This is a genomic window from Massilia sp. MP_M2 (assembly GCF_039123635.1).
GTDB lineage: Bacteria > Pseudomonadota > Gammaproteobacteria > Burkholderiales > Burkholderiaceae_D > Telluria.
This window is the reverse complement of sequence record NZ_JBCHJF010000014.1, coordinates 1-23,989: the sequence shown is the minus strand read 5'-3', so window position 1 is coordinate 23,989 and position 23,989 is coordinate 1. Positions and strand designations below refer to the sequence as shown.

20 protein-coding genes are annotated in these 23,989 nt (G+C 65.3%); 10 read left to right on the top strand and 10 right to left on the bottom strand.

All coding sequences use genetic code 11. From position 1 onward, the window contains the following. Positions 1–6: 6 nt before the first annotated feature. The 8 genes from RCH14_RS22730 to RCH14_RS22695 form a co-directional block, all read right to left on the bottom strand. A complete protein-coding gene (locus RCH14_RS22730; RefSeq protein WP_343028377.1) occupies positions 7–1,356 on the bottom strand; it encodes an ATP-binding protein in 1,350 nt (449 codons plus the stop codon). Beyond that, positions 1,353–2,696, bottom strand: coding sequence for a sigma-54 dependent transcriptional regulator (locus RCH14_RS22725; protein WP_343028429.1), 1,344 nt, complete (start codon positions 2,694–2,696; stop codon positions 1,353–1,355). The genes RCH14_RS22730 and RCH14_RS22725 overlap by 4 nt, the downstream gene beginning before the upstream one ends. Before the next feature lie 29 nt (positions 2,697–2,725). Then, entirely contained in the window at positions 2,726–3,958 is a 1,233-nt protein-coding gene (locus tag RCH14_RS22720; RefSeq protein ID WP_343028376.1) for an FtsX-like permease family protein, read from the bottom strand. A gap of 19 nt (positions 3,959–3,977) precedes the next feature. After that, on the bottom strand, positions 3,978–5,288 hold the full coding sequence (locus tag RCH14_RS22715; protein WP_343028375.1) for an ABC transporter permease: 1,311 nt from the start codon (positions 5,286–5,288) through the stop codon (positions 3,978–3,980). Between the two features lie 9 nt (positions 5,289–5,297). Continuing rightward, positions 5,298–6,011, bottom strand: a complete 714-nt coding sequence (locus RCH14_RS22710; protein ID WP_343028374.1) for an ABC transporter ATP-binding protein — start codon at positions 6,009–6,011, stop codon at positions 5,298–5,300. Positions 6,012–6,027: 16 nt separating this feature from the next. Next, complete coding sequence (locus tag RCH14_RS22705) at positions 6,028–7,296, bottom strand: efflux RND transporter periplasmic adaptor subunit (protein WP_343028373.1); 1,269 nt, start codon at positions 7,294–7,296, stop codon at positions 6,028–6,030. Between the two features lie 144 nt (positions 7,297–7,440). Next, entirely contained in the window at positions 7,441–8,589 is a 1,149-nt protein-coding gene (locus tag RCH14_RS22700; protein WP_343028428.1) for a YbhB/YbcL family Raf kinase inhibitor-like protein, read from the bottom strand. Continuing rightward, positions 8,589–9,224 (bottom strand): hypothetical protein, encoded by a 636-nt coding sequence (locus tag RCH14_RS22695; protein ID WP_343028372.1) that lies wholly within the window; start codon positions 9,222–9,224, stop codon positions 8,589–8,591. The genes RCH14_RS22700 and RCH14_RS22695 overlap by 1 nt, the downstream gene beginning before the upstream one ends. Before the next feature lie 221 nt (positions 9,225–9,445). On the opposite strand from RCH14_RS22695, the gene RCH14_RS22690 reads away from it, so the two are divergent. Then, positions 9,446–11,029: a MutS-related protein gene (locus RCH14_RS22690; RefSeq protein ID WP_343028371.1), complete on the top strand. Its 1,584-nt coding sequence runs from the start codon at positions 9,446–9,448 to the stop codon at positions 11,027–11,029. Positions 11,030–11,048: 19 nt separating this feature from the next. Here the strand turns inward: RCH14_RS22690 and RCH14_RS22685 are convergent, their stop codons facing one another. Both RCH14_RS22685 and RCH14_RS22680 read right to left on the bottom strand, forming a co-directional pair. Next, complete coding sequence (locus RCH14_RS22685) at positions 11,049–12,899, bottom strand: phytase (protein WP_343028370.1); 1,851 nt, start codon at positions 12,897–12,899, stop codon at positions 11,049–11,051. Next, on the bottom strand, positions 12,899–15,400 hold the full coding sequence (locus RCH14_RS22680; RefSeq protein WP_343028369.1) for a TonB-dependent receptor: 2,502 nt from the start codon (positions 15,398–15,400) through the stop codon (positions 12,899–12,901). Before RCH14_RS22680 ends, RCH14_RS22685 begins: the two co-directional genes overlap by 1 nt. A gap of 313 nt (positions 15,401–15,713) precedes the next feature. Between RCH14_RS22680 and RCH14_RS22675 the strand changes: the two genes are divergently transcribed. The 9 genes from RCH14_RS22675 to RCH14_RS22635 all read left to right on the top strand — a co-directional run. Next, on the top strand, positions 15,714–16,583 hold the full coding sequence (locus RCH14_RS22675) for a diguanylate cyclase domain-containing protein (RefSeq protein ID WP_343028368.1): 870 nt from the start codon (positions 15,714–15,716) through the stop codon (positions 16,581–16,583). Next, complete coding sequence (locus tag RCH14_RS22670) at positions 16,580–17,617, top strand: AraC family transcriptional regulator ligand-binding domain-containing protein (protein WP_343028367.1); 1,038 nt, start codon at positions 16,580–16,582, stop codon at positions 17,615–17,617. Before RCH14_RS22675 ends, RCH14_RS22670 begins: the two co-directional genes overlap by 4 nt. Positions 17,618–17,679: 62 nt before the next feature. Continuing rightward, positions 17,680–18,174 (top strand): hypothetical protein, encoded by a 495-nt coding sequence (locus tag RCH14_RS22665; RefSeq protein ID WP_343028366.1) that lies wholly within the window; start codon positions 17,680–17,682, stop codon positions 18,172–18,174. 32 nt (positions 18,175–18,206) lie between these two features. Then, positions 18,207–19,181 (top strand): alpha/beta fold hydrolase, encoded by a 975-nt coding sequence (locus RCH14_RS22660; RefSeq protein ID WP_343028365.1) that lies wholly within the window; start codon positions 18,207–18,209, stop codon positions 19,179–19,181. Positions 19,182–19,264: 83 nt separating this feature from the next. Beyond that, positions 19,265–20,152 (top strand): LysR family transcriptional regulator, encoded by an 888-nt coding sequence (locus RCH14_RS22655; RefSeq protein ID WP_343028364.1) that lies wholly within the window; start codon positions 19,265–19,267, stop codon positions 20,150–20,152. Positions 20,153–20,423: 271 nt separating this feature from the next. Beyond that, on the top strand, positions 20,424–20,807 hold the full coding sequence (gene rpsL / locus RCH14_RS22650; RefSeq protein ID WP_343028363.1) for a 30S ribosomal protein S12: 384 nt from the start codon (positions 20,424–20,426) through the stop codon (positions 20,805–20,807). A gap of 135 nt (positions 20,808–20,942) precedes the next feature. Next, positions 20,943–21,413, top strand: a complete 471-nt coding sequence (rpsG, locus tag RCH14_RS22645; RefSeq protein ID WP_183554302.1) for a 30S ribosomal protein S7 — start codon at positions 20,943–20,945, stop codon at positions 21,411–21,413. Positions 21,414–21,543: 130 nt separating this feature from the next. Further along, the gene (gene fusA / locus RCH14_RS22640) at positions 21,544–23,649 is read left to right on the top strand and encodes an elongation factor G (protein WP_343028362.1); all 2,106 of its coding nucleotides are present in this window, start codon (positions 21,544–21,546) and stop codon (positions 23,647–23,649) included. An 83-nt stretch (positions 23,650–23,732) separates the two neighbouring features. Beyond that, on the top strand, positions 23,733–23,989 hold a 257-nt coding region (locus RCH14_RS22635; RefSeq protein WP_343028361.1), incomplete at its 3' end, for a GTP-binding protein.

Here is a 23,989-nt window from a genome sequence, read left to right as displayed (position 1 = left end):
GGGCTCTCAGGTCGCCGCCAGCGCCGGCAGGAACAGCGTCACGGCCAGGCCGCCGCCGTCGCGATTGGCCAGCAGGATGCGCCCGCCGTGCGCCTCGGCGATTTCGCGCGCGAGCGCAAGGCCAAGGCCGGTGCCGGCGCGCTTGGTCGAATAGAAGGGCACCAGCGCATGCGTTAGCACCGCTTCGCTCATGCCACTGCCGCGGTCCGTCACGTCGATGCGCACCTGGTCCTGCACGCGCCGTATCTGCAACTGCACGGCCTCCGGCCTGGAGCCTGACTCGTGCGCGTTCTTTAAAAGATTGAGCAGCGCCTGTTCGAGCTGCGCGGCGTCGATCCAGGCTGCATCCGGCGGCAGCTCGCCCGCAACGGTAAAGGTCACCTGGTCGGCCAGGCGCGTGACCACGGCTGGCCAGCTGCAGGCTTGCAGGTGGGGCGTCGGCAGCTTGGCAAAGCGCGCGTAGCCCGAAATGAAGCTTTCCAGGTGGCGCGTGCGTTCGCCGATCGTTTCCAGGATCTGTGGCAGGCGCTCGAGCTGACCGCGCCGTACCAGCTCGGCCCCGGAGTGCGCGAGCGACGCCAGTGGCGCCAGCGAGTTGTTCAATTCGTGGCTGATCACGCGGATGACCTTTTTCCAGGTCTGCACTTCCTGGCGCCGCAGTTCGACGGTCAGGTGGCGCAGCAGCAGCAGCTCGTGGCGCCGGCCATTGAGCGTGAACGTGCTGCGCGCCAGGTGATAGACCTCTTCGGCCTCGCCTTCGCCGGCCGTAAACGGGCCATCCCCGCCACGCGCCAGCGCGTCGCGCAGGGCCGCCGAAGCGCCATCGAGCACCGCCCGCAGGCTGTGGCCTTCGAGCTTGCGCCCGTGCGCCAGCAACTGGCGCGCGGCGATGTTGGCGAACACGATGGCGCCACCGTGCGTCGTGGACTCGGCCACCAGCAGCATTGCCACCGGCGTGTTCTGCACCATCGAGTCGAGCAGCAGCTCGCGCTGTACCAGGTCCAGGCGCTGCTCGCGCAGCACCTTGCCCAGATCGTTGTGGGCCGCGATCAGGTCACGCAGTTCATCGTTGTGCGGCCAGTGCAGGCTGCATGAAAAGTCGCCGTCGCGGTAGCTGTCGACGGTGCCTTCGAGCGCCCGGAACAGTGACAGCACGGGCTGCAACTGCGCACGCAGCGTGATGACGGCCAGCGGCACCAGCGCGAGCAGGCAGATGGCCAGCACCAGCAGCGGCCGGGCGGGCAGCAGGTGATCCAGCAGCAGCGCGGCGAGCACCGCCAGCGCGAGCAGGGTACCCACCAGCGCCGACAGCCGCGTGACCAGGGAAAACCTGGGCTGGTGCGCGCCCTCGGTCATGGCCGCGCGATGCCCAGGCGTTCCATGCGGCGGTACAGCGCCTGGCGCGACAGCCCAAGATCGGCCGCCGCCTGCGCCACCACGCCGCCCGCACGCCCCAGGGCCGCCACGAGCGCGGCGCGATCGGGTTCCGCTTCCTGGTTTTGCGCAGGCACTGGCGTGCTCGCTGCCGGCAGCCCCAGGTCGGCCACCATGACGGTGTCGCCATGGGACAGCAGGCTGGCGCGTGCCATCACGTTTTTCAGTTCGCGCACATTGCCGGGCCACGGATAGGCCATCAGCGCCGCTTCGCTGGCCGGGTGCAGCGCCTTGCCGGCGGCCAGGAACGAACGGGCCAGCGGCAGGATGTCGCCCGGGCGCGCGGTGAGTGGCGGCAGGCGCAGCTCGATCACGTTCAGGCGATAGAACAGGTCTTCGCGAAAGGTGCCGGCGCGGATCATCGCGCCCAGGTCGGCGTTGGTGGCGCTGATCACGCGCACGTGCACCTGGCGCTCGCGGTTCGAGCCCAGGCGCTCGAAGCGGCCCGTTTCCAGCACCCGCAGCAGCTTCATCTGGCCGGCCAGCGGCAGGTTGCCGATTTCGTCCAGAAACAGCGTGCCGCCATCGGCCGCTTCGAACTTGCCTTCGCGCGCTTTCGACGCGCCCGTGTAGGCGCCAGCGTCAGCGCCGAACAACTCGGCCTCGATCAGTTCGGACGGCAGGGCGCCGCAATTGAGCACCACGAACGGGCCGTCGGCCACCTGCGAGTTGGCCTTGATGATGTCGGCGATGCGCTCCTTGCCGGCGCCATTCGGGCCGGTGATCAGCACCGGCACGTCGGCGCGCGCGACCTGGCAAGCCAGGTGCAGCACGCGTTCGGTGGCCGGGTCTTGCCAGACCAGGCCGCGCAGGTCGAAGTTCTGCTCGAGCGCCAGCCGCGCCTTGCGCTCGTGCTGCAGGCGGCTGGCCAGCGCGCGGTTGGCTTGACCCAGTTCGATCAGATTGCTGACGGTAGCCAGTAAGCGCTCGTCGTTCCACGGCTTGGGCAGGTAGTCGGCCGCGCCGGCCTTGACCAGGTCGACCGCCGCGTCCAGGTGCGTCCACGCGGTCAGCAGGATCACCGGCAGGTCGGGATGGCGCGCGCGGATCGCGCGAAACAGTGCCACGCCTTCTTCGCCCGATGTGGTGTCGGCCGTGAAGTTCATGTCCTGGATCACCAGGTCGATTGGTTCGCGCCCCAGCAAATCCAGGCCTTCTGCGGGCGAGAGCGCGCGCAGCGTGGCGATGTCGTGCAGCGAAAACAGCACGTCGAGCGCCATGGCGACGGCGGCATTGTCGTCAATGATGAGAACAGTGGGCATGGCCGCCAGCATAGCATTCGCGCGCATGCTCACAGGCTGCGCGTGGCCAGCGCCGGCGAGGTGCCTGCCGCGCGCCAGGCCGGGCCGAACGCCGCCAGGATGCCGATCACCCAGAACATCAGCGCGCCGCCGATCAGGTACGTCACAGGCAGGCGCGCCATCTCGAGCTTCGTCACCAGCAGAGCGTTCAGGCCCACGCCCAGCAGCACGCCACCGGCCACACCGGCGCTCGTGATCACCACGTTCTCGACGATGAAGTAGCGCAGGATGTCGATTTTTCGGGCACCCAGCGCACGCCGCACGCCGATCTGCTTGCGGCGCTGGGTCACCCACAGGCTGGCCATGCCGACGATGCCGCTGCAGGTCACCAGCAGCAGCAGCACGCTGACCGTCACGAGCATCCACGACAGCGCGATGTCGGCGCGGTAGCGGCTCTGGCGGTCTTGTGCGACCGTTTTGACGCGCAGGATCATCGGCGTGGCCGACGACGCGCGCAGCGCCTGCTCGGCGTCTTTCATCACGCGCTCGCGCTGAGCCGGATCGGCCCGGACCACATACATTTTTCGGGGATAGCCGTACCGGCGCGAAGGCATGATCACCGAGAATTCACCATCTTCGCCCACTTGCGCATGTGCGCTTTGCAGGCGCTCGACCACACCGACCACGCGCAGGGCGGGGGCTCCTTCGCCGGTGCCGAAATAGAACGTCTTGCCGGTCGCCGGCACGCCTGGCCAGAGCTTGTCGGCCAGTGGCTTGCTCATGATCGCCAGTTCGCGAAAGCCGGCGCTGATGGTTTCGTCGACGTCGGTCACCTCGTGCGCTTGAAACTCGCGGCCTTCGATCAGCTTCAGGCCGAAGGTCTTGAGCAGCGTTTCGTCACCCTCGTAGAGCGACGTGATGGCGTTTTCGCGCTGCTGGCGCCGGTCGATGGCGACGCTGGTACTGCCGCCGCTGTTCGACAGCGGCATTTGCGAGACCTGCGATGCTGCGATCACGCCCGGCACCGCCCGCAGCATGGCCAGCTCGCGCTTGATATCGGCCAGCATTTGCTCGGGCGTGTTGTCAGTCAGGGAGCGCACGCTGAAGTAAAAGGTCGACGCCTCGTCGAGCAGGCCCGATGGGCGCGCGGCGACGGTGCGTCGTTCGTTCACGACATGCAGCGCATTGGCCAGGATCGCCAGGCTAAGCGCTACCTGCAGCGCCACCAGCAGCGGGCCGGTCTTGTTGCGCAACAGCGCCGACAGGATGGGACGGATTTCCATAATCTGCTCCGGTATGGGGTTATTGCGATTTGAGCTGGATGGCGGGCGTGACCTGGCAGGCGCGCCAGGTTGGCAGCAGCCCGGCGATCACGGCGGCGGCGACCGACATCACGAAGGTCAGGGCCAGCATTTGCCAGTCCATGCGGGCAGCTGCTGCCACGTCGCGGCTTTGCATGCCGATCAGTGCCAGCGCGGCGAAGGCCAGCCCCAGCCCCAGCACACCGCCGGCCAGGCCAACGACGCTCGTCTCGACCAGGAACTGGCGGACGATGTCGCCGCGCGAAGCGCCCAGCGCGCGGCGCACGCCCACTTCGGTGGCGCGCACCGAGAACTTGGCCATCAACAGGCCAATGGTGTTGACCAGGCACAGGATCAGGAAGCCGAACGCCAGCCAGGCGGACAGCCTGGTGTCGTTACCGACCACCTTGAGCTTTTCCATCCACTCCATGACGTTGTAGAGCTCATTCGGCGCGCTGCGTGGCAGGCGACCCAGCTTGCGCTGTTCGGCGGCGTAGTTGTCGAGCCAGGTCTGCAGCTCGGCGCGATCGAGGCTTGACCGGGTCTCGAACCAGAACTGGATCCAGGTGCAGTTCGACGTCAGCAGTGCGGCATAGCCCGAATCGCGCTGCCCGTTGCACCACATGCTGCCGTACACGGACAGTTCCATGCCGATCGCGGTGGAAAAGGGAATGATGAATTCCTCCCCGGTTGGCGGGAGCTCACCACCGACCAGCTTGTAGTAGCGCGTCACCGGCACCCAGTTGTCGAGCACCCCCACCACGGTGAACGGCTGGCCCTTCATGCGCACCTGTTTGCCTACCGGGCTGGCCTGGCCAAACAGCTTTTCTGCCACTTCGCTGCCGAGTACCACGACATTCGCACGGCGCGCGTCATCCTGTTCCGACCAGGCCTGGCCGTGGCGGAACGGCACGTCGAACATGGCGAAGAAATCGCGCGTCGCAGCCAGCCCGGAGGCATTGAACGCAGCGATGTCGCTGCGCGGCGGTTCGAGCGGCATGCTCACGCCATACAGCGCGGTGCGGCGCTCGCCCTGGCCGCTTCGCAGCAGGTTGTTCGCGTCCATGTAGGCCATCTGCATATCGACATCGTCGGCGCCCGGGATGTAGCCCTCTTTCGGGTTGAGGTCGAATTGCGGCACGAACAAGCGATCGCTCCTGGATGGAATCGGGTCGCCCGACATCGCATGCAGGATGGTCAGCGTGGACACGCTGGCGGCCACGCCGATCGCCAGCGTGAGCACCATCAGTGCAGTCAGAAACGGATTGCGGCGCAGGCTGCGCACGCCAAGCATCAGGTAATAGCCGAACATCGTCGCTCCTTAGGCCACGGCGCCGGTGTCGGCATCCATCAGCGACGGCGTGCGCCGTACCAGGTCCGACACCTGGCCGTCGATGATGTGCACGTTGCGGTGGGTGCGCACAGCCAGCTCAGGGTCGTGGGTCACCATGAGGATCGTGGTGCCGGCCGCATTGATTTCTTCGAGCAGTTCCATGACGCCGCGCGCCATCTGCGTGTCGAGATTGCCGGTCGGTTCATCGGCCAGCAGCAGTTTCGGACTGCCGGCCAGCGCGCGCGCGATCGCCACGCGCTGTTGCTGGCCGCCCGAGAGCTCCGCCGGGTAGTGCTTCATGCGCGAGGCCAGGCCCACCTTGCCCAGGGCGTCCTCGATGCGTTCCTTGCGCTCGCGCGCATTGAAGCCGCGGTAGCGCAGCGGCACGTCGACGTTGTCGAACAGGTTCAGGTCGGGGATCAGGTTGAAGCCCTGGAAGATGAAGCCAAGTTTTTCGTTGCGCAGGCGCGAGCGCGCCGTGTCGTCCAGCCCTTTGACGTTCACGCCGTCGAGAATGAATTCGCCCGACGTGAATTCTTCGAGCAGCCCGGCGATGTTCAAAAAGCTCGTCTTGCCCGAACCGGACGGGCCGGTCACGGTGACGAATTCGCCCTGGTTGACGTGGATCGCGAAGCCGCGCAGCGCGTGCGTCTCGATCATGTGGGTGCGGTACACCTTGCTCAGGTTGGTCATGCGCAGCATAGTCTGGCTCCGTGGTTCATTGATTGATTGAGACGCGAGCGGCATTGTCGAAGGCATCGGTGCCCGATACCACCACCTTGTCGCCGGCTTTCAGGCCGTCGATGATTTCAACGGCCGAGATACTGGTGGCGCCGATCCGGATCGGCGTGCGCACGGCGACGCCGTCGTGCATCACGTAGGCGTGACGCCCGCCCTCGTTCTCGACGAACGGGCCGCGCTGCACCATCAGCACATCCGGTTTTTCCTCGATCATGAGGCGCGCGCTGACGCGCTGGCTCTGGCGCAAGCCGGTCGGCTGCGCGCCATCGAAGCGTACCCGCGCCAGCACCTGGTTCTTGACCACTTCGGGCGACAGCGCCGACAGCTTGCCGGTGGCGCGCCCCGACGGCAGGGTGATTTCGGCGCGCATGCCCAGCCCCATGTCGCCCGCATAGGTTTCAGGCACTTCCAGTTCGACCTCCAGCCGCGACAGATCCACCAGCGTCATCAACGGCGCGTTCGCGGCGACCACCATCCGGTGCTGCACATTGAGCGTACCGATGAAACCATCGACCGGCGCGCGCACCGTCAGTTCGTCGACGCGGCGTTGGGCGTTGGCCATCGACAGGCGCTGGCGTTCCAGTTCATTGGTCTTGGTCTTGATCGCCAGTTCGACGTCGTCGCCTTCGAGTGCGGCGGCCTGCCTGGCGTGGCGGGCGCGGATGCCGGCCGAGTTGACCGCATCCTTCGCCTTCTGGTAATCGATCTTGGCGATGATGCCGATCTGGCCGACGCTGTCGTAGCGCTCCAGCGTGCGCTGGGCCGACAGGCGGTCGATTTCGGCGGTGTCGGCTTCGCGCTGGGCCAGCAGCTTCTGCTTGCGCGACAGGATCTGCTGGCGCGCCACTTCCGCCTTGAGCTGTTCATACGACGATACTTCGCGCTTGAGGGCGTCGGTCAGGTCGGGCGATTCGAGCAGCGCCAGCACGTCGCCCTTCTTGACCGTGTCGCCGGCGGCGACCTTCAGGTTGACAGTGGCAGGGGCGGTGGCATACAGCGTGGGGCTGACGGCAGCGACCACGCGGCCATTGACGGCAGCGTCGCGCACCAGCGTGCCGCGCCCGACCTCGGCGATGCGGATGCGGCTGGCCGAGACGCTATGTTCGCTGTTGTTCCAGGCGGCGTACAGCGTGGCGCTGACCGCGACCAGCGCGGCGGCCGCGCCGAGCATCAAGGCGCGGCGCCTGAATCGTTGCGCCGGGGGCGGCGTCAGGATGGTGTCCTGGCGGGATGGTTCGCGAATCATGGTGGTCCAGTAACGACGGTGTGATGGTCGTTATTGCACGATCCGTGCCAAGTTTTAAGTCCTTGATTCGTATAGCGGACAATCGCGGACACCGCTGTCCGCGGTGTCCGTCCGGGCGGCCGCGGACACGGCCGCCGATGGCGCTTACTTCTGCGGTTTCTGCTTCTGCGCGTACTTGCCGACGATGTCACCCTTGGCCAGTACATGGCCCTTCATCGCGGGCAGCACCTGGTCGCGGTCGGCGCCGAACGGCACGTCCAGCATCGTGTCGAGCGCCATCACCTGGAAGTGGTAGCGGTGCGCGGCTTCACCCGGTGGCGGCTTTGGCCCGTAGTAGCCCGGCGAACCGCGCGTCGTGAGGCCTTGCAGCACGCCGTCCGGATCCGACAGGCGGGCTTGCTCCTGCACGCCTTCCGGCACGCTTGTGACATTGGCCGGGATATTCCACATCACCCAGTGCACGAAGGGCAGGGCCGGTTTGGCGTCCGGGTCTTCCGCGATGATCACGTACGACTTCGCACCCGCCACCGCTTTCCACGACAGCGCCGGCGAGACGCCATCGGCGTATTCGGTGTAGCGCTCGTGCATCATGCCGTTGGCGGCAAAGCTGGACGACGATACCGTCATCTGCCCCTTGGCCTCGGTCTCGGATCGCTTGAGCGCCAGCGGCACATTGGTGCCTTTGCTGGTTTGCTGCTCCAGCGGGCCTGCCGGGGCTTTTGCCGGCGTGTTGGCCACAGCGCCAGCCTTGCCGCCGGTGTAGGTGACGCGGTAGATCACGCCGTTGGCGTCATCCGCCATCAGCAGCGAACCGTCCTTCGCCATCGCCAGGCCGACCGGGCGCGCGATGTGGGTCTTGCCGCCATCGGTCAAAAAGCCCGTGACGAACGGCTCGACCTTGGTCGGCTGGCCGTTCTGGTAGCGCACGCGCACGATTTCGTAGCCCGATGCCGGCACCCGGTTCCACGAACCGCGCATGGTCACGAACGCGTCGCCCTGGTACTCCGCCGGGAACGCGCCGCCGGCGCCGAACACCCACTGCATCGGCGCTGCATGCGCGGTGTAGCCGAGTACCATCGGCGTGCTGCGCGCTTTCCACTGCTCCTTGGTGATCTCGCCCACGGGCGTACTTTGCGGGTAGATCTCGTTGGCGCCGTACACGTGCGGCCAGCCATATTGTTTACCCAGTTCGATCTTGTTGATCTCCTCGGCCTGCACGTCGTCGCCCAGGAAGTCGATGCCATGGTCGAAGCCCCACAGCTCGCCCGTGGTCGGATGCCAGGCATAGCCGATCAGGTTGCGCAGGCCGCTGGCAAAGATGGTGCGCTGCTTGCCGTCCGGCGAAATGCCCAGCAGCGTGGCGTTTCCGGGTTGCTCTCGTTGCAGGTGTTGCAGGTGCTGCCAACGCTCAGGTACAGCATGCCGTCCGGGCCGAAGGCCATCGTGCGGTTCGGGTGCTGGCCCGAGTCGGGCAGATCGCCGATCAGCATTTTGAGTTCGCCCAGGCGGCCATCCTTCTGGATGTCGGCCACGAACAACTCCTTGACCGTCACCAGATACAGCTTGTTATCGCGGATCGCCAGGCCATGCGCGCCGGTGCGGTTGGCCACCGTGATCGGTTCGCCGTCGGCGCGGCCGTCGTTGTTGGTGTCGCGCAGCAGCAGCACGTCGCCCTGGTCACGGCGGCTCACATAGATGTCGCCGCTGGGCGCAACGGCAATGATGCGGGCGTTTTTCAGGCCGGTTGCGAATGCACTGACCGTGAAGCCGGGCGGCGCCTTGAGCGCACGGATCCGCTCTGGCGTCGCTTCGACCTTGTTGGGCTTCCAGACGTTGATCTTGGTGGAGAACTGGGTGCCGTCGCCCTGCTGGGCGGTGGCGGAGCCGAACACGAGGCATAGTGCGGCGGCGAGCGAAGCGCGTTTCATGGAGGGCCTGCCTTTCCTGGACGTTGTTATCGAGAGGGTCAGGAAAGCATCGTGCCAGTGATGACCGGCGCGGTAGCTTGGGAAGCGAACATTGTCTGAAGTGGTGTCCAATATGCTCGAAGGATAATTTCGCCTCAGGAATGTTTGCCATCTTGCAAGTTGGGATGTCGTCTGCATATTCACCTGGCAACCGGCGCCGCCGGCTCTTTCCAGGACTGACCTTGTCGTCGTTCGACCACCTGCAGCATCTCTGGCGTTCCGCCATCGCCACACTGGCACCATCGACCGCGCCGCCTCCGAAGCACTTTTTTACGCCCCAGGATATCGGCCGCCTGCACGACCAAACTGGCCCCAACCGCGCCAGCATCGATGCCCAGACCTGGGACGACCTGCTGCTGCCGTCCTTCGAGGACAAGCTTGCGCCCGATGCCAGCATCTTTGGCCACCAGGTGCTGCACCGGCGCCTGCGCGCGGGTGTGGATGATGCCGACTGCGGCGCCCAGCGCACGCGCCTGCAAGGCTTGTTGGCCGACCCGGCACACCTGGCCGCGCTGCACGCGCAACTGCGGATGCTGCGCCATGCGGATGTCGACGTGAGCGCGCTGCTGTTTGGCGAGACGCCGCCCGTGACGCCGTGGTGGACGCGCTGGTTATGGCTGTTGCCGTTGCTGCTGCTGGTGTCGGTCGCCGCTCTGGTGACGTTGCCGCTCGGCTGGATGCTGACGTTGGCTGCGCTCGCGCCGCTGATGGCGCTGCAGATCCGCTATCACCAGCAGATCGAGGGCTGGACCGCGACGATCCGCTCGCTGGGCGCGCTGCTGGCCACCGTTGGCCTGCTCGGTAAGGGTGGCGGAATGTTGACGGAACCGTTCGTGGCGGCGCGCGCGGCCGCCGCACGCCTGCACGTTCGCCTCGACCGGCCGTTCGCGCTGCGCATGATCCCGGGCGGCAGGCAGTATGCCGACTGGTTCGCTGCCGGGAATATCGCGCATTACTTCCGGACGGCGCGCATCGTGTTCGGGCAGCGCGCTTTGCTGCGTGAGTGCTATCTGGCATGCGCCAACCTGGAAGCCGACGTGGCACTGGCGCGGCATCTGAGCGCCATACCGCGCTGGTGCTGGGCCGAACGGGGCACGGCGCGTGACCTGTTACTGGATAATGGCGTGCATCCGTTGATGGCGCAGCCGACGCCGCTGTCGCTGACGCTGCATGAGCGCGGCGCGTTCGTCTCGGGCCAGAACGCGTCGGGCAAGAGCACCTTCCTGCGCATGGTGGGCCTGAACCTGATCGCGGCGCGCGCATTCGGCTTTTGCTACGCCACGCGGGCGCGCCTGCCGGCGGTGCCGGTGCGCGCCAGCATGCAGAACGAGGATTCGCTGCTCGGCGGCGAGAGCCTGTACATGGCGGAGTTGCGCCGTGCCCGCGAATTGCTCGAAGCAGCCGGCCAGCCGGCGGGCGTGTGCCTGATCGACGAGGTGTTTCGTGGCACGAACCATCTCGAGTCGGTGTCCGCTGCTGCTGCGGTACTCGAGCAGTTGGCGAAGCACGACCTGGTGTTGGTGTCGTCGCACAACCTGGTGCTCGCGCCGCTGCTGCAGGCGGGGTTCGACGCCATCTGCATCGATACGACCAACGGCCGGCCGGTGCTGCAGAAGGGCGTGCTGCGCAATCCGAACGGCATTGCGCTGCTGGCACAGCAGGGTTTCGGCGCGCAGATCGAGGGCAGGGCGGCGGAAGTGGCGCGCTGGCTGAGCGGCCACTTGCTGGAGCCGGTCACCGGCGCGCCGTTGTCGCAGCGCGCCTGACGGGCTTACTCCAGCAGCATCAGTCGAGCTGCAAGGCCCTGGCGATATCGTCCCACGCCACGGCCTTGTAGTTTTGCGCGCCATCCGGCATGCGCTTGTACCCGTCGTGCACCACCAGCATGCCGCGCGCGAACGGGCCGCCCAGATTGGCCGATGTCACTTCCAGCCCATCGGTCTCGGACGCGCCATCGATGCCGTTGACCGCATCGAGCCCCACCCGGAACGCGCCGCGCACGGCAAACGGCGCCGCCGCATCGAACACGACGTAGCTGTTGTTGCCCTGGCTCGACACCACCAGGTAGCTGCGCTTGTCGCCGTGGTAGATGCCCATGCCTTCGACATCGTCGTGCAGCCATTCACCCACCGGCATGATCATCTTCAGCGTTGCCGGCTTGTCTGCGCGCGCCGACGTCACCCACAGGCCACGGTCTTCTTCGCCCACGAACAGCAGGCCGCTGCGGTCGTCCGCCACGCAGCCTTCGGGCTGGCTCGCCAGCTTGAACGTGCGCGCCAGCCGTGCACCGAACTGGCCGTCACTGCGTGTGATCTGATAGTGCTCGTAGCGGCCATCCTTGTCGTTGACGAACGCATCGAGCCCACCTTCGGGGGTGCGCAGCAGGCAGGTACCGTAGATGTCGCCCAGACCGGTGGCCAGGCGCGCCGCTTCGCGCAGGTCGCCATTCGCATCGATCACAAACAGCACCATCGCCTGCTCGTCGCGCTGGGTGGCCACGGCCAGGTCGAAGCGCTCGGTGCCGAAGCGCACGTCCTGGCGCAGGTCGACGTTGTTCAGGCGGCCGGCTGCCAGCAGTTGCGTCTGACGGCCCTGCAGGTCATACACCAGCATGCCCTGCTTCTTGTTGGTGCCCAGGATGCGCGATTTGGCAGGGTCGGTCGGATGGATCCAGATCGCCGGATCGTCGGCCGCGTCGCCCAGCTGCGCGACGGGTTCGGTCTGCATGCGCGGCAGCACGATCGGCAGGCGTTTGGGCGGCGCGCTGCCGGCTTTCCAGGCCAGTGCCGGGGATTGCCAGCCTTGCTTCGTGCGCACGGCCAGCTTGTCGGACGCCGGCGCGAGCGCCACCAGTTGCTGCGCGCCGAGCTGGCGGGGCGGCAGCGCGCGCCAGCGCTTGCCGTCGCGCTTCCAGGTCAACAGGGCGCCCTTGTCGTCGATCGCGGCCACGCCGCCCGGAAGTACGGCCAGCGCCGTCAGTTCACCCGTCAAGCGACCGTGCGGCGCCTGCAGCGCCACCGGGGCGCGGGCCGGCGGACCTTCGGCATCGGCGCCATACGCCCACAGGCCCATGCCTTCTTCGGCCGCGAACAGCGTGCCATGCGCGTCGTCGACGCGGCACACCTCGACGCCGGACGGCAGCGCCAGGCGGCGCACCAGGCGGTGTTCGTTGCTGGCGCCGCTGCCGCTGCTACCCAGCAGCCACTGCTGCGCCTGGCCATCCTTTGCGACGAGGAACACGTAGTCGAGCTGCTGCGCATCGCGGTACAGGCAGGCTGCTTCGATGCCGAAGCCCGTATCCGGCAGCACCGGCAGTGCGCGCAGCGTGCCGGCCTTGACGTCGATCTGCACCGGCAGCGCGCGTTCGGCGTTGGCATCGACGACGATGGCCAGCGCGCCGCCGTCCAGCGCGCGCAGGTCGAGTTTTTCACCGCGCAGTGGCAAGCGGGCGCGCTCGCGGCCATCGGCGCCGACGAGACGCAGCGCGCGTTTGTCGAGGGCCAGCCAGCCGCCGCCGGGCAGCGCGGCCAGTTCTTCGGCGTCGTTCAGGGTGGCCGGCACCATTGGTGCGGCCGGCGCGGCCAGGGAGCAGGCCAGCATGACGGCCATCAGGATCGGAGAAACGGTCTTGTTCATCAGAAGATGCTCGCTTTCAGGCCGATCTTGTAGGTGCGGCCGTATTGTTCGTGCTGCGCATTGCGCGACTTGTCGCCCAGGTACACATAGTAATGTTCGTTATTCAGGTTGCTGGCATCGAACGTGACTTGCCAGCGCTTGTCCAGTTTCCACGACATCGACAAATCCAGCTGCTTCTGGGTGTCGACGAAGCGGTCTTGTGTCGCATCCAGCGTATCCTCACCCAGCTCCAGCAGGTAAGGCGACTTGTAGTTCATTGCCAGGCGCGCGCTGAACGGGCCGGCTTCGTAGCCGAGCATCACGTTGCCGACGCGGTTCGACTGACCCGGCATGCGGATCGTGCGCGCGGCGCGGCCACCGTCGCCATCGGCGCTGTCGATCGTGGCGCGCGAATTGGTGATGCTGCCGTTGATGCCGACCAGCAGGCCATTGAACGGGGCCGGCAGCATGCGCAGCGGCTGCTGCCAGGCCAGTTCGATGCCGCGCACGCGCGCCTTGTCGCCATTCTTGTACGAGATCGCGCTCGCGTAGTCAGCCCAAGCGCCGCTGCCAGCGAGATCCGTGGTGTAGGTGAAGTCGCGGATGGCCTTGGTGAAGACATAGGCCGAGACCACGCCATCGCCGCCGATCACGCGCTCGATGCCCAGGTCCAGATTGTGCGAGCGCAGCGGCGCGAGGTCAGGGTTGCCGATCGTCGCTTCGTCGTCGCCGTCCAGGCTCACGCCTGGCGCGAGCTGGGCGAAGTTGGCGCGCACGACCGAGTTGCTCCACGCCGCGCGCACGCTGGTGGCCTGGTCGACGTCAAAGCGCAGGTGCACGCCGGGCAGCCAGTTGGTGTACGAGCGGCTGGCGGAGCGCGGGGTGATGTCGTCGTCGGCCACTTGCGAGCCGTCGGCCGTAAAGCGCGTGCGCTCGGCGCGTACGCCGGCCAGCAGCGACCAGGCGCCGCGGCGCAGGCTCGTTTGCAGGTAGGCGGCGTCGATGTCTTCCTGCAGCCTGAAATCGTCCAGCGCCGAATCGACCGCCACGCGGGCCGGATCGCGCGCCAGGCCGGCCAGGCGTGCACGCACCAGGGCCGGGTCGATCGCGTTACCGAGATTGGCAAACGGGTAGTCCAGGCGCGAGCCATTGACGAATGCGCTCATCGAGGTCGGGCCGGCGCCGAAGTAATCGCCGTCGGTTGGGTCGTCGCTGCCGTATTCCCAGGCTTCGGTATCGGTCTTCTTGTCGCGGCGCGTGGTCTTGGCGCCAAACTTGACGGCGCCGTTCCAGTCGCCGGCGTCGAAGTCGCGCTGCAGGTCCAGGCGCAACTGGCGGGTGCTGTCTTTGGCCCAGGCGCGTTCGAGCGCGAACGAATCGAGTTCGTAGTTGGCGGCATCGGCCACGCCGGCGGGCGCGATCAGGTGCGGTGTGCGGGGATTGGTAAAGCCGATGCCACTGAAGCTCTCGAGATTGGTAAAGCGTGCATCGGCAATCGCGTCCGGGGTCTTGTCGGTGGCGCTGCTGGCCGCCGCTTCGGCGTGCAGCTTCCAGTACTGGCCCATGCGGCGATCGAGCGAGCCGGTGAGCGAGCGGATCTCTTGCGTGTACTTGCGCTGGCGCAGGCGGCGCTCGACGGTGGCGGTGTCCGTTTCACCTTCGAGCACACCGTCTTCATTGCCTTCGAAGTCGCCGATCGTCATGCGGTCGCGCGATTCTTGGTCCGAGAAGCGGCTGATGAAGCCGCGCAGTGCGTAGCTTGTCGTGGCGTCAGGGCGGTAATCGAGATTGATGGCGCCGGCGCGGCGTTCGCGCGTGGGCAGGTAGTCGCGCAGTTCGACGCCGGCCAGGCGCTTGCCATTCCAGTCGCCGCCCGTTTCCACGTTGTCCGAGCCGAACTTGCGCTTTTCGCCCGAGATGCCGGCGGCCACGCCCAGTTTCCCGTCCATGAAACGCTGGGCCCACAGCAGATTGGCGCTCGGGCTGTTCTGGCTCGTGTTGGTGTCGTGGCCGAGCGCAGCGCCGACGTTCAGCAATTTGCCCGGCAGGTCGAAGGCCGACAAGGTCTTGACCTCGACACTGCCGCCAAGCGAATTGGCATCCTGGTCCGGCGTGGCCGACTTGGTCACTTCGAGCGAGCGGATCATCCCGGCCGGCAGCACGTCCAGCGCCACCGCACGGCGCGTCGCTTCCGGCGACGGCACCAGCGCGCCGTTGATGGACACGCTGTTGTAGTCGGCATCCAGGCCGCGCACCACGACGTAGCGGCCTTCGCCCTGGTCGCGCTGGACCGAGACACCCGGCATGCGCGCCAGCGCTTCGGCCGCGTTCTTGTCCGGCAGGTGGCCGATATCGTCGCTGCTGACGACGCTGACGATATTGTCCGCCTGCTCCTGGGCGGCGATGGCGCGCGCCAGGCTGGCGCGCTGGCCAGTGACGATCACGCTGGCCGGTTCGGCGGCGTGCACGCCAACGGCGGCCAGCAGGCCTGCGGTAAGGGCGGGGAGGGCGAAGTGGCGCATGGGGGAGAGTCCAATAGGTTGGGATGCGGCGGATTCTGGTGCCTGAATGTGACCTATCGGTGACCACGATCGGTCGCCATCCGGTATCTGGCGCGATGCATGGGGTGCCTGAGCCGAATTGACCCTGCCGGTTCTGGCGACGCGAGTAACGATGCCATGGCGCGCTCGCCGCGCGGGGCTGCGCAGAGCAGGTCGAGGTGAGCTGTTTTGACCCTGTGCCGCGGCGCCACAGTTTTGTCATCCTGTCATCCGGCGGTCATCTGGCTGCGCTATGTTCCGGCGATCTGCCTCGACCACGTCTGCCACGTCTCCCATGTCTCCCCTGATCCGCCACATTGTATTGGTCGCCGCCCTGCTCGGCGCCGTCGTGTTCCTGTTCGCCGGTGCCGGTCCGGGCATCCCGCTTGCGGCATGGGATCTGGTGGACATCGCCAGCGAGGGCGGCACGGCGCTGCTGGCGGCGCTGTGGTGTCTGCTGGTGCTGACCAGCCGGCCGGACGGCGTGGTCACGCGCCTGCTGGCTGGTGGCCTGGCCTGCATCATGCTGGGGTCGTGGGCCGACTGCCTGGATGAAGTGTTCGATGTCGAGAAAACTGCGCTGTGGGACAACGTACTGGAGGCGCTGCTGCCGCTGGGGATGCTGGTGCTGACCGCCGGCATGGTGTATTGGCGGCGCGAGCAGGCCACGCTGTCGGACCACATGCGCAAGCGCGAACGCCTGTTTCGCAACCACCGGCCGTTCGACCGGATCACCCAGCTGGCTGACGCGGCCTACCTGCGCGCGCAGTTGCACATCGAGAGCAAACGGGCGGACGGCGGCGGCTCGCTGGTGCTGTTCGATATCGACGCCTTCCACCGCATCAACCGCGAGCATGGCCAGCCCGAGGGCGATCGCGTGCTGCAGGCCGTCGCCCACATGCTGCTGCTGAACCTGCGCAACGACGACCTGCTGTGCCGCTATGCGGGCGACCGCTTCGCCGTGCTGATGCCGGGCCTGGCCGAGCCGGAGGCGCGCGCTGCGGCTGATCACCTGTGTCGCATGGTGTCGTCGATGCGTCATCACGCAGCAGGCGGCCGGGTACCCATCACGCTGCGCCATGGCTGCGCGCCGGCGCGCGGCGCGCCGGATGCGCTCCTTAGCACCCTGTGCCGCCAGATGGACGGCCAGATGGACGCAGTGTGATCGCCTGGCAGGCCGCCACGGCAGCGTCGAGCGCGGCGCGCCGGCACAGCGCGCTGGCGCTGGAATACGGCCGCTCGCGCGATGCGCTTGACGCCGATCTGCTGCGCGGATGCGGCGACCCGGGTACCGACAGCGCACTATCTGCTGGCCAGTACCAGCAGCAGCTGGCAAATACCCTGCGCCTGCTGGACAGCCCGGACACCAGCTTCATGCTGGGCCAGCTGCTGCTGCCGGGGCACGATGGCGCAGCCAGCCACGCGCTGGCGCAGGCGCCGAATCTGCGCGCGCTGCTGCAGACCCTGTGCCGGTTTCACGCGGGTTTGACGCCGCTGCTGCGCCCGCGCTTCGAGACCTGGGACGACGTGGCGCTGCTGTACTGGGTCGACGCGTATGGCGCGCCGAGCCTGCGGCCGGCGCTGGTCGAAATGCACATGACGGCCGTGGTGGCGCTGTGCCGCTGGCTGGGTGGCGAGCGCCTGCCGTGGCGCTTCTGCTTCAATCGCGGCGCGCCGCGCCACATCGAGCAGCATCACGTCCATCTTGGCGCCGAACTGCGCTTTGGCTGCCAGCTCGACGCGATGCTGCTGCCGTCCGGCTGGCTCGACCGGCCATGGCCGCGCGCCAGCGAAATGGCGGCGCGCCTGGCGCACCAGGCGGCCGAACTGGAACCCAGGGAGGCGCCCGGTCTGCTGGCGGCGCTCTACGATTACCTGCTGGCGCACGTGCGCGAGGCGCCCACGCTCGAGCGCACGGCGGGCGACTTCGGGGTCAGTCCGGCCACCTTCAAGCGCCAGCTGCTGCGGCACCATACCCATTTCCAGGGTGAGCTCGATGGGGTGCGCACGCACGTGGCGCTCTGGCTGTTCCAGGCCGAGGGGGCCGACAATGACGCGGTGGCGCGTCACCTGGGCTTTCACGACGTGGCCAACTTCCGGCGCTCGTTCAAGCGCTGGACGGGGTTGACGCCGGGGCCGATCCGCGCTGCGCTGGCCGGAGAGCTGGGCTGGTTCGCGGGCCGCCTGCAGGGCATCTGAATTCGCTGCACCGTCGCGAAAATGGTATCGTGCGCGGTCATTGTCGCTGCCAAAGAAGAGGAATGCGCCCCAGTCCCACCCTGCATATCGTTTGTCCCACCCAGAAACGGGGCTTCCCGGCGTTCATGTCGGTGGTCTTTGTCTGGGTCGTGGCGTCTGGCCTGGGCAATGGCTGGGAGCACGACGGGTCGTTCGGATTCATGCTGCTGACTGTCGGCGCGCTGGTCATCATGGTCCTGGCGGCGTGGGCGCTGTACCGCAATTTCGTGTTCCGGGATGCGCTGTACATCGCGCGCGACGGCAGCTTGCCGTCGTCGGTGCCGCTGGCGCTCATGGCCCACGAGATTCGCGCCGTGCGCCTGCTGCCCAGGCACGAAGCCTGGACGCCGGAAGGCAAATGGGATGCGCTGGGGTTTGGTCAGGGCCGGATCGAGATCGATACCGCCACCCATCGCTACCACTTCGGCATCGGCCTGGAAGAGCACGAAGCCGAGGCCGCGCTGCAGCGCATCGTCGAATTTTGCCGCGAGCAGGGCATTGTGGCCGCTGCGGCCTGAATCGTCCGCGCCAACCTTTTATGAGAGATCGCATGTCCGCCACATTTGCCGTTCGTCTTTGCAGCCTGCTGCTGCTCATTGGTGGTATCGCCGCCCAGGCGTATGCGGCCGAGACCCCGATCACGCTCGACACGCCCACCGGGCAGCTGGCCGGCACGCTCGAACTGCCGGCGGGGGCTGACAAGCCACGCGTGGCCTTGCTCATTGCCGGCTCGGGTCCAACGGACCGTGACGGCAACAGCTCGCTGATCCCGGGCCGCAACGACAGTCTGAAGTTGCTGGCCGCGGGACTGGCCGAAGCGGGCATCGCGACGCTCCGCTACGACAAGCGTGGCATCGGCGCCAGCCAAGCGGCCGGTCCGGCCGAATCGGCGCTGCGCTTCGAGATGTTTGTCGACGATGCGGCGGCCTGGATCGCCAGACTCAAGGCCGATCCGCGCTTCGCGTCGGTGGTCGTGATCGGGCACAGCGAAGGGTCGCTGATCGGCATGCTGGCGGCGCGGCAGGCCGATGCGGCGGCATTCGTGTCGATTGCCGGCATGGCCGACGGCGCCTCGACGCTGCTGCGCAAGCAGCTCGAAGGCAAGCTGCCGCCCGAGCTGGAGAAAGAAAGCGAGCGCATCCTGGTATCGCTGGAAAGCGGCGTGGTCGTCGATCCGGTACCGCCGGCGCTGGTGACGTTGTTCCGGCCGAGCGTGCAGCCTTACCTGATTTCGTGGTTCAAGTATGTGCCGGCGCAGCGCATCGCGGAATTGACGATGCCGGTGCTGGTCGTGCAGGGCAATACCGATATCCAGGTGGATGTGGTGCAGGCCAACCGGCTGCACGGCGCCAGCAAAGGGGCGAAGCTGGCGATCATTCCGGGCATGAACCACGTGTTCAAGCACGTGCGCGCGGTGCCGGAACTGCAGGTGGCCAGCTACGGCGACCCGAGCTTGCCGGTGTCGCCGCTGCTGGTGAAGTCGATCGTGGACTTTCTGCATCAGGGCGGCGCGAAGACCCCTTGAACCCCTGCGCGGCAACATGACGGCGCCTATCCATGAATAAAATTGATATGATTTAATTTGTCCATCCATTCTGTTCATGAGTCATGATCGAACGCATTCACTTGTCCATCATCCGTGAGGTCGATCGCCGCGGTTCACTGACCGCCGCTGCCGATGTGCTGTGCCTGACCCAGTCAGCGCTGAGCCACGCGGTCAAGAAGCTCGAAGTGGGGCTGGGCACGCCGGTATGGACTCGCGAAGGCCGCTCACTGCGCCTTACCCAGGCCGGCCACGCGCTGCTGGCGCTGGCCGAGCGGGTGCTGCCGCAGCTCGAACACGCTGAAGGCCAGATGCTTGCCTACGCGCGTGGCGAGCGCGGGTCGCTGCGCATCGGCATGGAGTGCCATCCCTGTTACCAATGGCTGCTCAAGGTGGTGGAGCCCTATCTGGCGGCGTGGCCCGAGGTGGATGTCGACGTCAAGCAGCGTTTCCAGTTTGGCGGCCTGAAGGCGCTGCTCGGCTATGAGATCGACTTGCTCGTCACGCCCGATCCGCTGTTCAAGCCGGGGCTGCGCTTCGTGCCGGTGTTCGACTTCGAGCAGGTGCTGGTGGTGCATAGCGGCCATCCGCTGGCGGGGCGCGCGCATGCGGCGCCGCGCGACCTGTCCGATGAAGTCCTGATCACGTACCCGGTCGATATCGAGCGGCTCGACATCTATAACCAGTTCTTCGTGCCGGCCGGCTGCGCGCCGCGCGAGCGCAAGGCGATCGAGACCACCGACATCATGCTGCAGATGGTGGCCAGCGGGCGTGGCGTGGCGGCACTGCCGCGCTGGCTGGTCGAGGAATACGCGGGCCGCATGCCGGTCGCGCCGGTGCGGCTGGGGGAGGCGGGCGTGTTCAAGCAGATTTTTCTGGGCACGCGCGAGGTTGATGCCGGCACGACGTACCTCGATGCGTTTGTCGAGATCGCCCGCCGCGCCGAGCTGTAGCGGGCATGCCACATCGACCACGGTTTACGTCAGGACAGCTGCATACTGCCTGCGAAATCAGCAAACTGGTTGACCCATCATCACAATGCGCCTATACTCGCAGGTTCTCGATTTATTCTGCACATCGTATACGCATTCGCAGCCGCTCCATTTGCCGAGTGGCTTTCGTCGCCTTTCTTTGTCATTGTCATCGGGACTAGGTTTCAGTCCCCGGATCAGCACTTTGCAGGTTCGGGTCATTAATGAGTAGTACTTTGTTGGATTAGGAACGATGCCAACCATCAATCAACTGATTCGCAAACCGCGTGAAGCTGCGGTTGTGAAGAGCAAGTCGCCGGCACTGGAAAACTGCCCGCAAAAGCGCGGCGTGTGCACCCGTGTGTACACCACCACGCCTAAGAAGCCAAACTCGGCGCTTCGTAAAGTCGCCAAAGTGCGTCTGACCAACGGTTTCGAAGTCATTTCGTACATCGGCGGTGAAGGCCACAACCTGCAAGAACACAGTGTCGTGCTGCTGCGCGGCGGTCGTGTTAAAGACTTGCCAGGTGTGCGTTACCACATGGTTCGCGGTGCACTGGATACCCAGGGCGTCAAAGACCGTAAGCAATCGCGCTCGAAGTACGGTACCAAGCGTGCCAAGGCTGCGAAGAAGTAATTCTATGGTCGTGTCACAGACACGTCACATTAATTAGATAAGTTGAGCCGGCCGCAGGGCCGAGTAAGTGAAGGGTCAAGAGGACCTTTCGCGAGTGCGTACTGCGCACTCAACTGAAGACATGAAGGAATCGAAATGCCACGTCGTCGTGAAGTACCCAAGCGCGAAATCCTGCCGGATCCAAAATTCGGTAACCAGGATGTCGCCAAATTCGTCAACGTTCTGATGCTGTCCGGCAAAAAGTCGGTCGCAGAAAACATCATCTACGGTGCATTCGAACACATTCAATCCAAGTCGGGCAAAGACCCGCTGGAAGTGTTCACGACCGCGATCAACAACGCCAAGCCGCTGGTGGAAGTCAAGTCCCGCCGTGTCGGTGGTGCCAACTACCAGGTGCCAGTGGAAGTTCGTCCGGTTCGTCGTATGGCGCTGTCCATGCGTTGGTTGCGCGAAGCCGCAAACAAGCGCAGCGAAAAATCCATGCCGCAACGTCTGGGTGGTGAACTGCTGGAAGCGGCTGAAGGCCGCGGCGGCGCGATGAAGCGTCGTGACGAAGTGCACCGTATGGCAGAAGCGAACAAGGCGTTCTCGCACTTCCGCTTCTAAGCAAAAGGGCGAAGGTAGGGGGAATATTTCCTTGTGCTAACGTCCCCGTAGTATCTGTTGTTCAGGCCGGGCTCATTTTGATCATCAAGATGATGCTCGGTTTTGTCCATTCAAAGATTTAGGAAAAATTATGGCACGCAAGACCCCCATCGAGCGCTACCGCAATATCGGTATTTCGGCTCACATCGATGCTGGTAAAACCACCACCACCGAACGCGTCCTGTTCTACACGGGCGTCAACCACAAAATCGGCGAAGTGCACGATGGCGCAGCGACGATGGACTGGATGGAGCAAGAGCAAGAGCGCGGCATTACCATTACCTCGGCAGCGACGACCTGCTTCTGGAGCGGTATGGCCAACAACTTCGCCCCGCACCACATCAACATCATCGACACCCCGGGCCACGTTGACTTCACGATTGAAGTCGAACGCTCGATGCGCGTGCTCGACGGCGCCTGCATGGTTTACTGCGCAGTCGGCGGCGTGCAGCCACAGTCGGAAACCGTGTGGCGTCAGGCTAACAAGTACAAAGTGCCACGTCTGGCCTTCGTCAACAAGATGGACCGTACCGGTGCGAACTTCTTCAAGGTCTACGAGCAGATGCGCGCTCGCCTGAAGGCGAACCCGATCCCTCTGCAGATCCCGATCGGCGCCGAAGAGAACTTCCTGGGCGTGGTCGATCTGGTCAAGATGAAGGCCGTGTACTGGGACGACGCGTCGCAGGGCATGAAGTTCGACTACCGCGACATCCCTGCAGAACTGCAGGACGAAGCCAACGAATGGCGTGAAAAGCTGGTCGAGACCGCTGCTGAAGCGACCGAAGAGCTGATGAACAAGTACCTGGAAGAAGGCGACCTCTCGGAAGAAGAGATCAAGGCCGCTCTGCGCCAGCGTACCATCGCGTCGGAAATCGTCCCGATGATGTGCGGCACCGCGTTCAAGAACAAGGGCGTGCAAGCCATGCTCGACGGCGTGATCGAATACCTGCCATCGCCAATCGACATCCCGCCAGTCAAGGGTATGGACGAAGATGACGAGCCAGTCGTGCGTGAAGCCAAGGACGACGAGAAGTTCTCGGCGCTGGCATTCAAGATCATGACCGACCCGTTCGTGGGTCAGCTGATCTTCTTCCGCGTCTACTCGGGCACGATCAAGTCGGGCGACACCGTCTACAATCCGATCAAGAACAAGAAAGAACGTCTTGGTCGTATTCTGCAGATGCACGCAAACCAGCGCGAAGAGATCAAGGAAGTCCACGCCGGCGACATCGCCGCTGCGGTCGGCCTGAAAGATGCAACCACGGGCGAAACCCTGTGCGATCCATCGTCGATCATCACGCTGGAAAAAATGGTCTTCCCTGAGCCAGTGATTCAGCAGGCAGTCGAGCCAAAAACCAAGGCCGACCAGGAAAAAATGGGCCTGGCACTGAACCGCCTGGCACAAGAAGATCCATCGTTCCGCGTGCGTACCGATGAAGAATCGGGCCAGACCATCATCGGTGGTATGGGTGAGCTGCACCTGGAAATTATCGTTGACCGCATGAAGCGTGAGTTCAACGTGGAAGCAACCGTCGGCAAGCCACAGGTTGCTTACCGCGAAACCATCCGCAAGGCAGTCACCGACGTCGAAGGCAAGTTCGTCAAGCAGTCGGGCGGTCGTGGTCAGTACGGTCACGCAGTCCTGACGATCGAGCCGCAAGAGCCGGGCAAAGGCTTCGAGTTCATCGACGCGATCAAGGGCGGTGTGGTTCCACGCGAATACATCCCTGCAGTCGAAAAAGGTGTGCGCGAAACCCTGACCTCGGGCGTGCTGGCCGGTTACCCAGTGGTTGACGTCAAAGTCACCCTGACCTTCGGTTCGTACCACGACGTCGACTCGAACGAAAACGCGTTCCGCATGGCCGGTTCGATGGCATTCAAGGACGGCTGCCGTAAAGCCAACCCTGTCATCCTCGAGCCGATGATGTCGGTCGAAGTCGAAACGCCGGAAGACTACGCCGGTAACGTGATGGGCGATCTGTCGTCGCGTCGCGGTATGGTTCAGGGCATGGACGAAATTCCAGGCGGCGGCGGCAAGATCATCAAAGCCGAAGTGCCACTGTCGGAAATGTTTGGTTACTCGACCTCGCTGCGTTCGGCGACCCAGGGCCGTGCGACCTACACGATGGAATTCAAGCACTATTCGGAAGCGCCTAAGCACGTGATTGACGCTATCGTCACTGCCAAGTCGAAGTAATCAGCAATACAGCAATTCAAGGGAGACGGGACGTCCTGTCTCCCTTCATACAGAACATATCGTTTCTTTAAAGGAATCTGGAAATGGCAAAAGGTAAATTCGAACGGACCAAGCCGCACGTCAACGTCGGCACCATCGGTCACGTTGACCACGGCAAAACCACCCTGACGGCTGCAATCGCAACCGTCCTGTCGAAGAAATTCGGCGGTGAAGCCAAGGCCTACGATCAGATCGATGCGGCACCGGAAGAAAAAGCACGCGGCATCACCATCAACACCGCGCACGTCGAGTACGAGACCGAAAACCGTCACTACGCTCACGTTGACTGCCCAGGCCACGC

Bases quoted from the DNA above. Each gene is read 5' to 3' on its own strand.
- rpsL (WP_343028363.1), top strand. From the start codon at position 20,424: ATGCCAACCATCAATCAACTGATTCGCAAACCGCGTGAAGCTGCGGTT.
- RCH14_RS22665 (WP_343028366.1), top strand. From the start codon at position 17,680: ATGCGCCCCAGTCCCACCCTGCATATCGTTTGTCCCACCCAGAAACGG.
- RCH14_RS22675 (WP_343028368.1), top strand. From the start codon at position 15,714: ATGTCTCCCCTGATCCGCCACATTGTATTGGTCGCCGCCCTGCTCGGC.
- RCH14_RS22730 (WP_343028377.1), bottom strand. From the start codon at position 1,356: ATGACCGAGGGCGCGCACCAGCCCAGGTTTTCCCTGGTCACGCGGCTG.
- RCH14_RS22710 (WP_343028374.1), bottom strand. From the start codon at position 6,011: ATGCTGCGCATGACCAACCTGAGCAAGGTGTACCGCACCCACATGATC.
- RCH14_RS22685 (WP_343028370.1), bottom strand. From the start codon at position 12,899: ATGAACAAGACCGTTTCTCCGATCCTGATGGCCGTCATGCTGGCCTGC.
- RCH14_RS22715 (WP_343028375.1), bottom strand. From the start codon at position 5,288: ATGTTCGGCTATTACCTGATGCTTGGCGTGCGCAGCCTGCGCCGCAAT.
- RCH14_RS22655 (WP_343028364.1), top strand. From the start codon at position 19,265: ATGATCGAACGCATTCACTTGTCCATCATCCGTGAGGTCGATCGCCGC.
- RCH14_RS22720 (WP_343028376.1), bottom strand. From the start codon at position 3,958: ATGGAAATCCGTCCCATCCTGTCGGCGCTGTTGCGCAACAAGACCGGC.
- RCH14_RS22695 (WP_343028372.1), bottom strand. From the start codon at position 9,224: ATGAAACGCGCTTCGCTCGCCGCCGCACTATGCCTCGTGTTCGGCTCC.
- RCH14_RS22660 (WP_343028365.1), top strand. From the start codon at position 18,207: ATGTCCGCCACATTTGCCGTTCGTCTTTGCAGCCTGCTGCTGCTCATT.
- rpsG (WP_183554302.1), top strand. From the start codon at position 20,943: ATGCCACGTCGTCGTGAAGTACCCAAGCGCGAAATCCTGCCGGATCCA.
- fusA (WP_343028362.1), top strand. From the start codon at position 21,544: ATGGCACGCAAGACCCCCATCGAGCGCTACCGCAATATCGGTATTTCG.
- RCH14_RS22680 (WP_343028369.1), bottom strand. From the start codon at position 15,400: ATGCGCCACTTCGCCCTCCCCGCCCTTACCGCAGGCCTGCTGGCCGCC.
- RCH14_RS22725 (WP_343028429.1), bottom strand. From the start codon at position 2,696: ATGCCCACTGTTCTCATCATTGACGACAATGCCGCCGTCGCCATGGCG.
- RCH14_RS22705 (WP_343028373.1), bottom strand. From the start codon at position 7,296: ATGATTCGCGAACCATCCCGCCAGGACACCATCCTGACGCCGCCCCCG.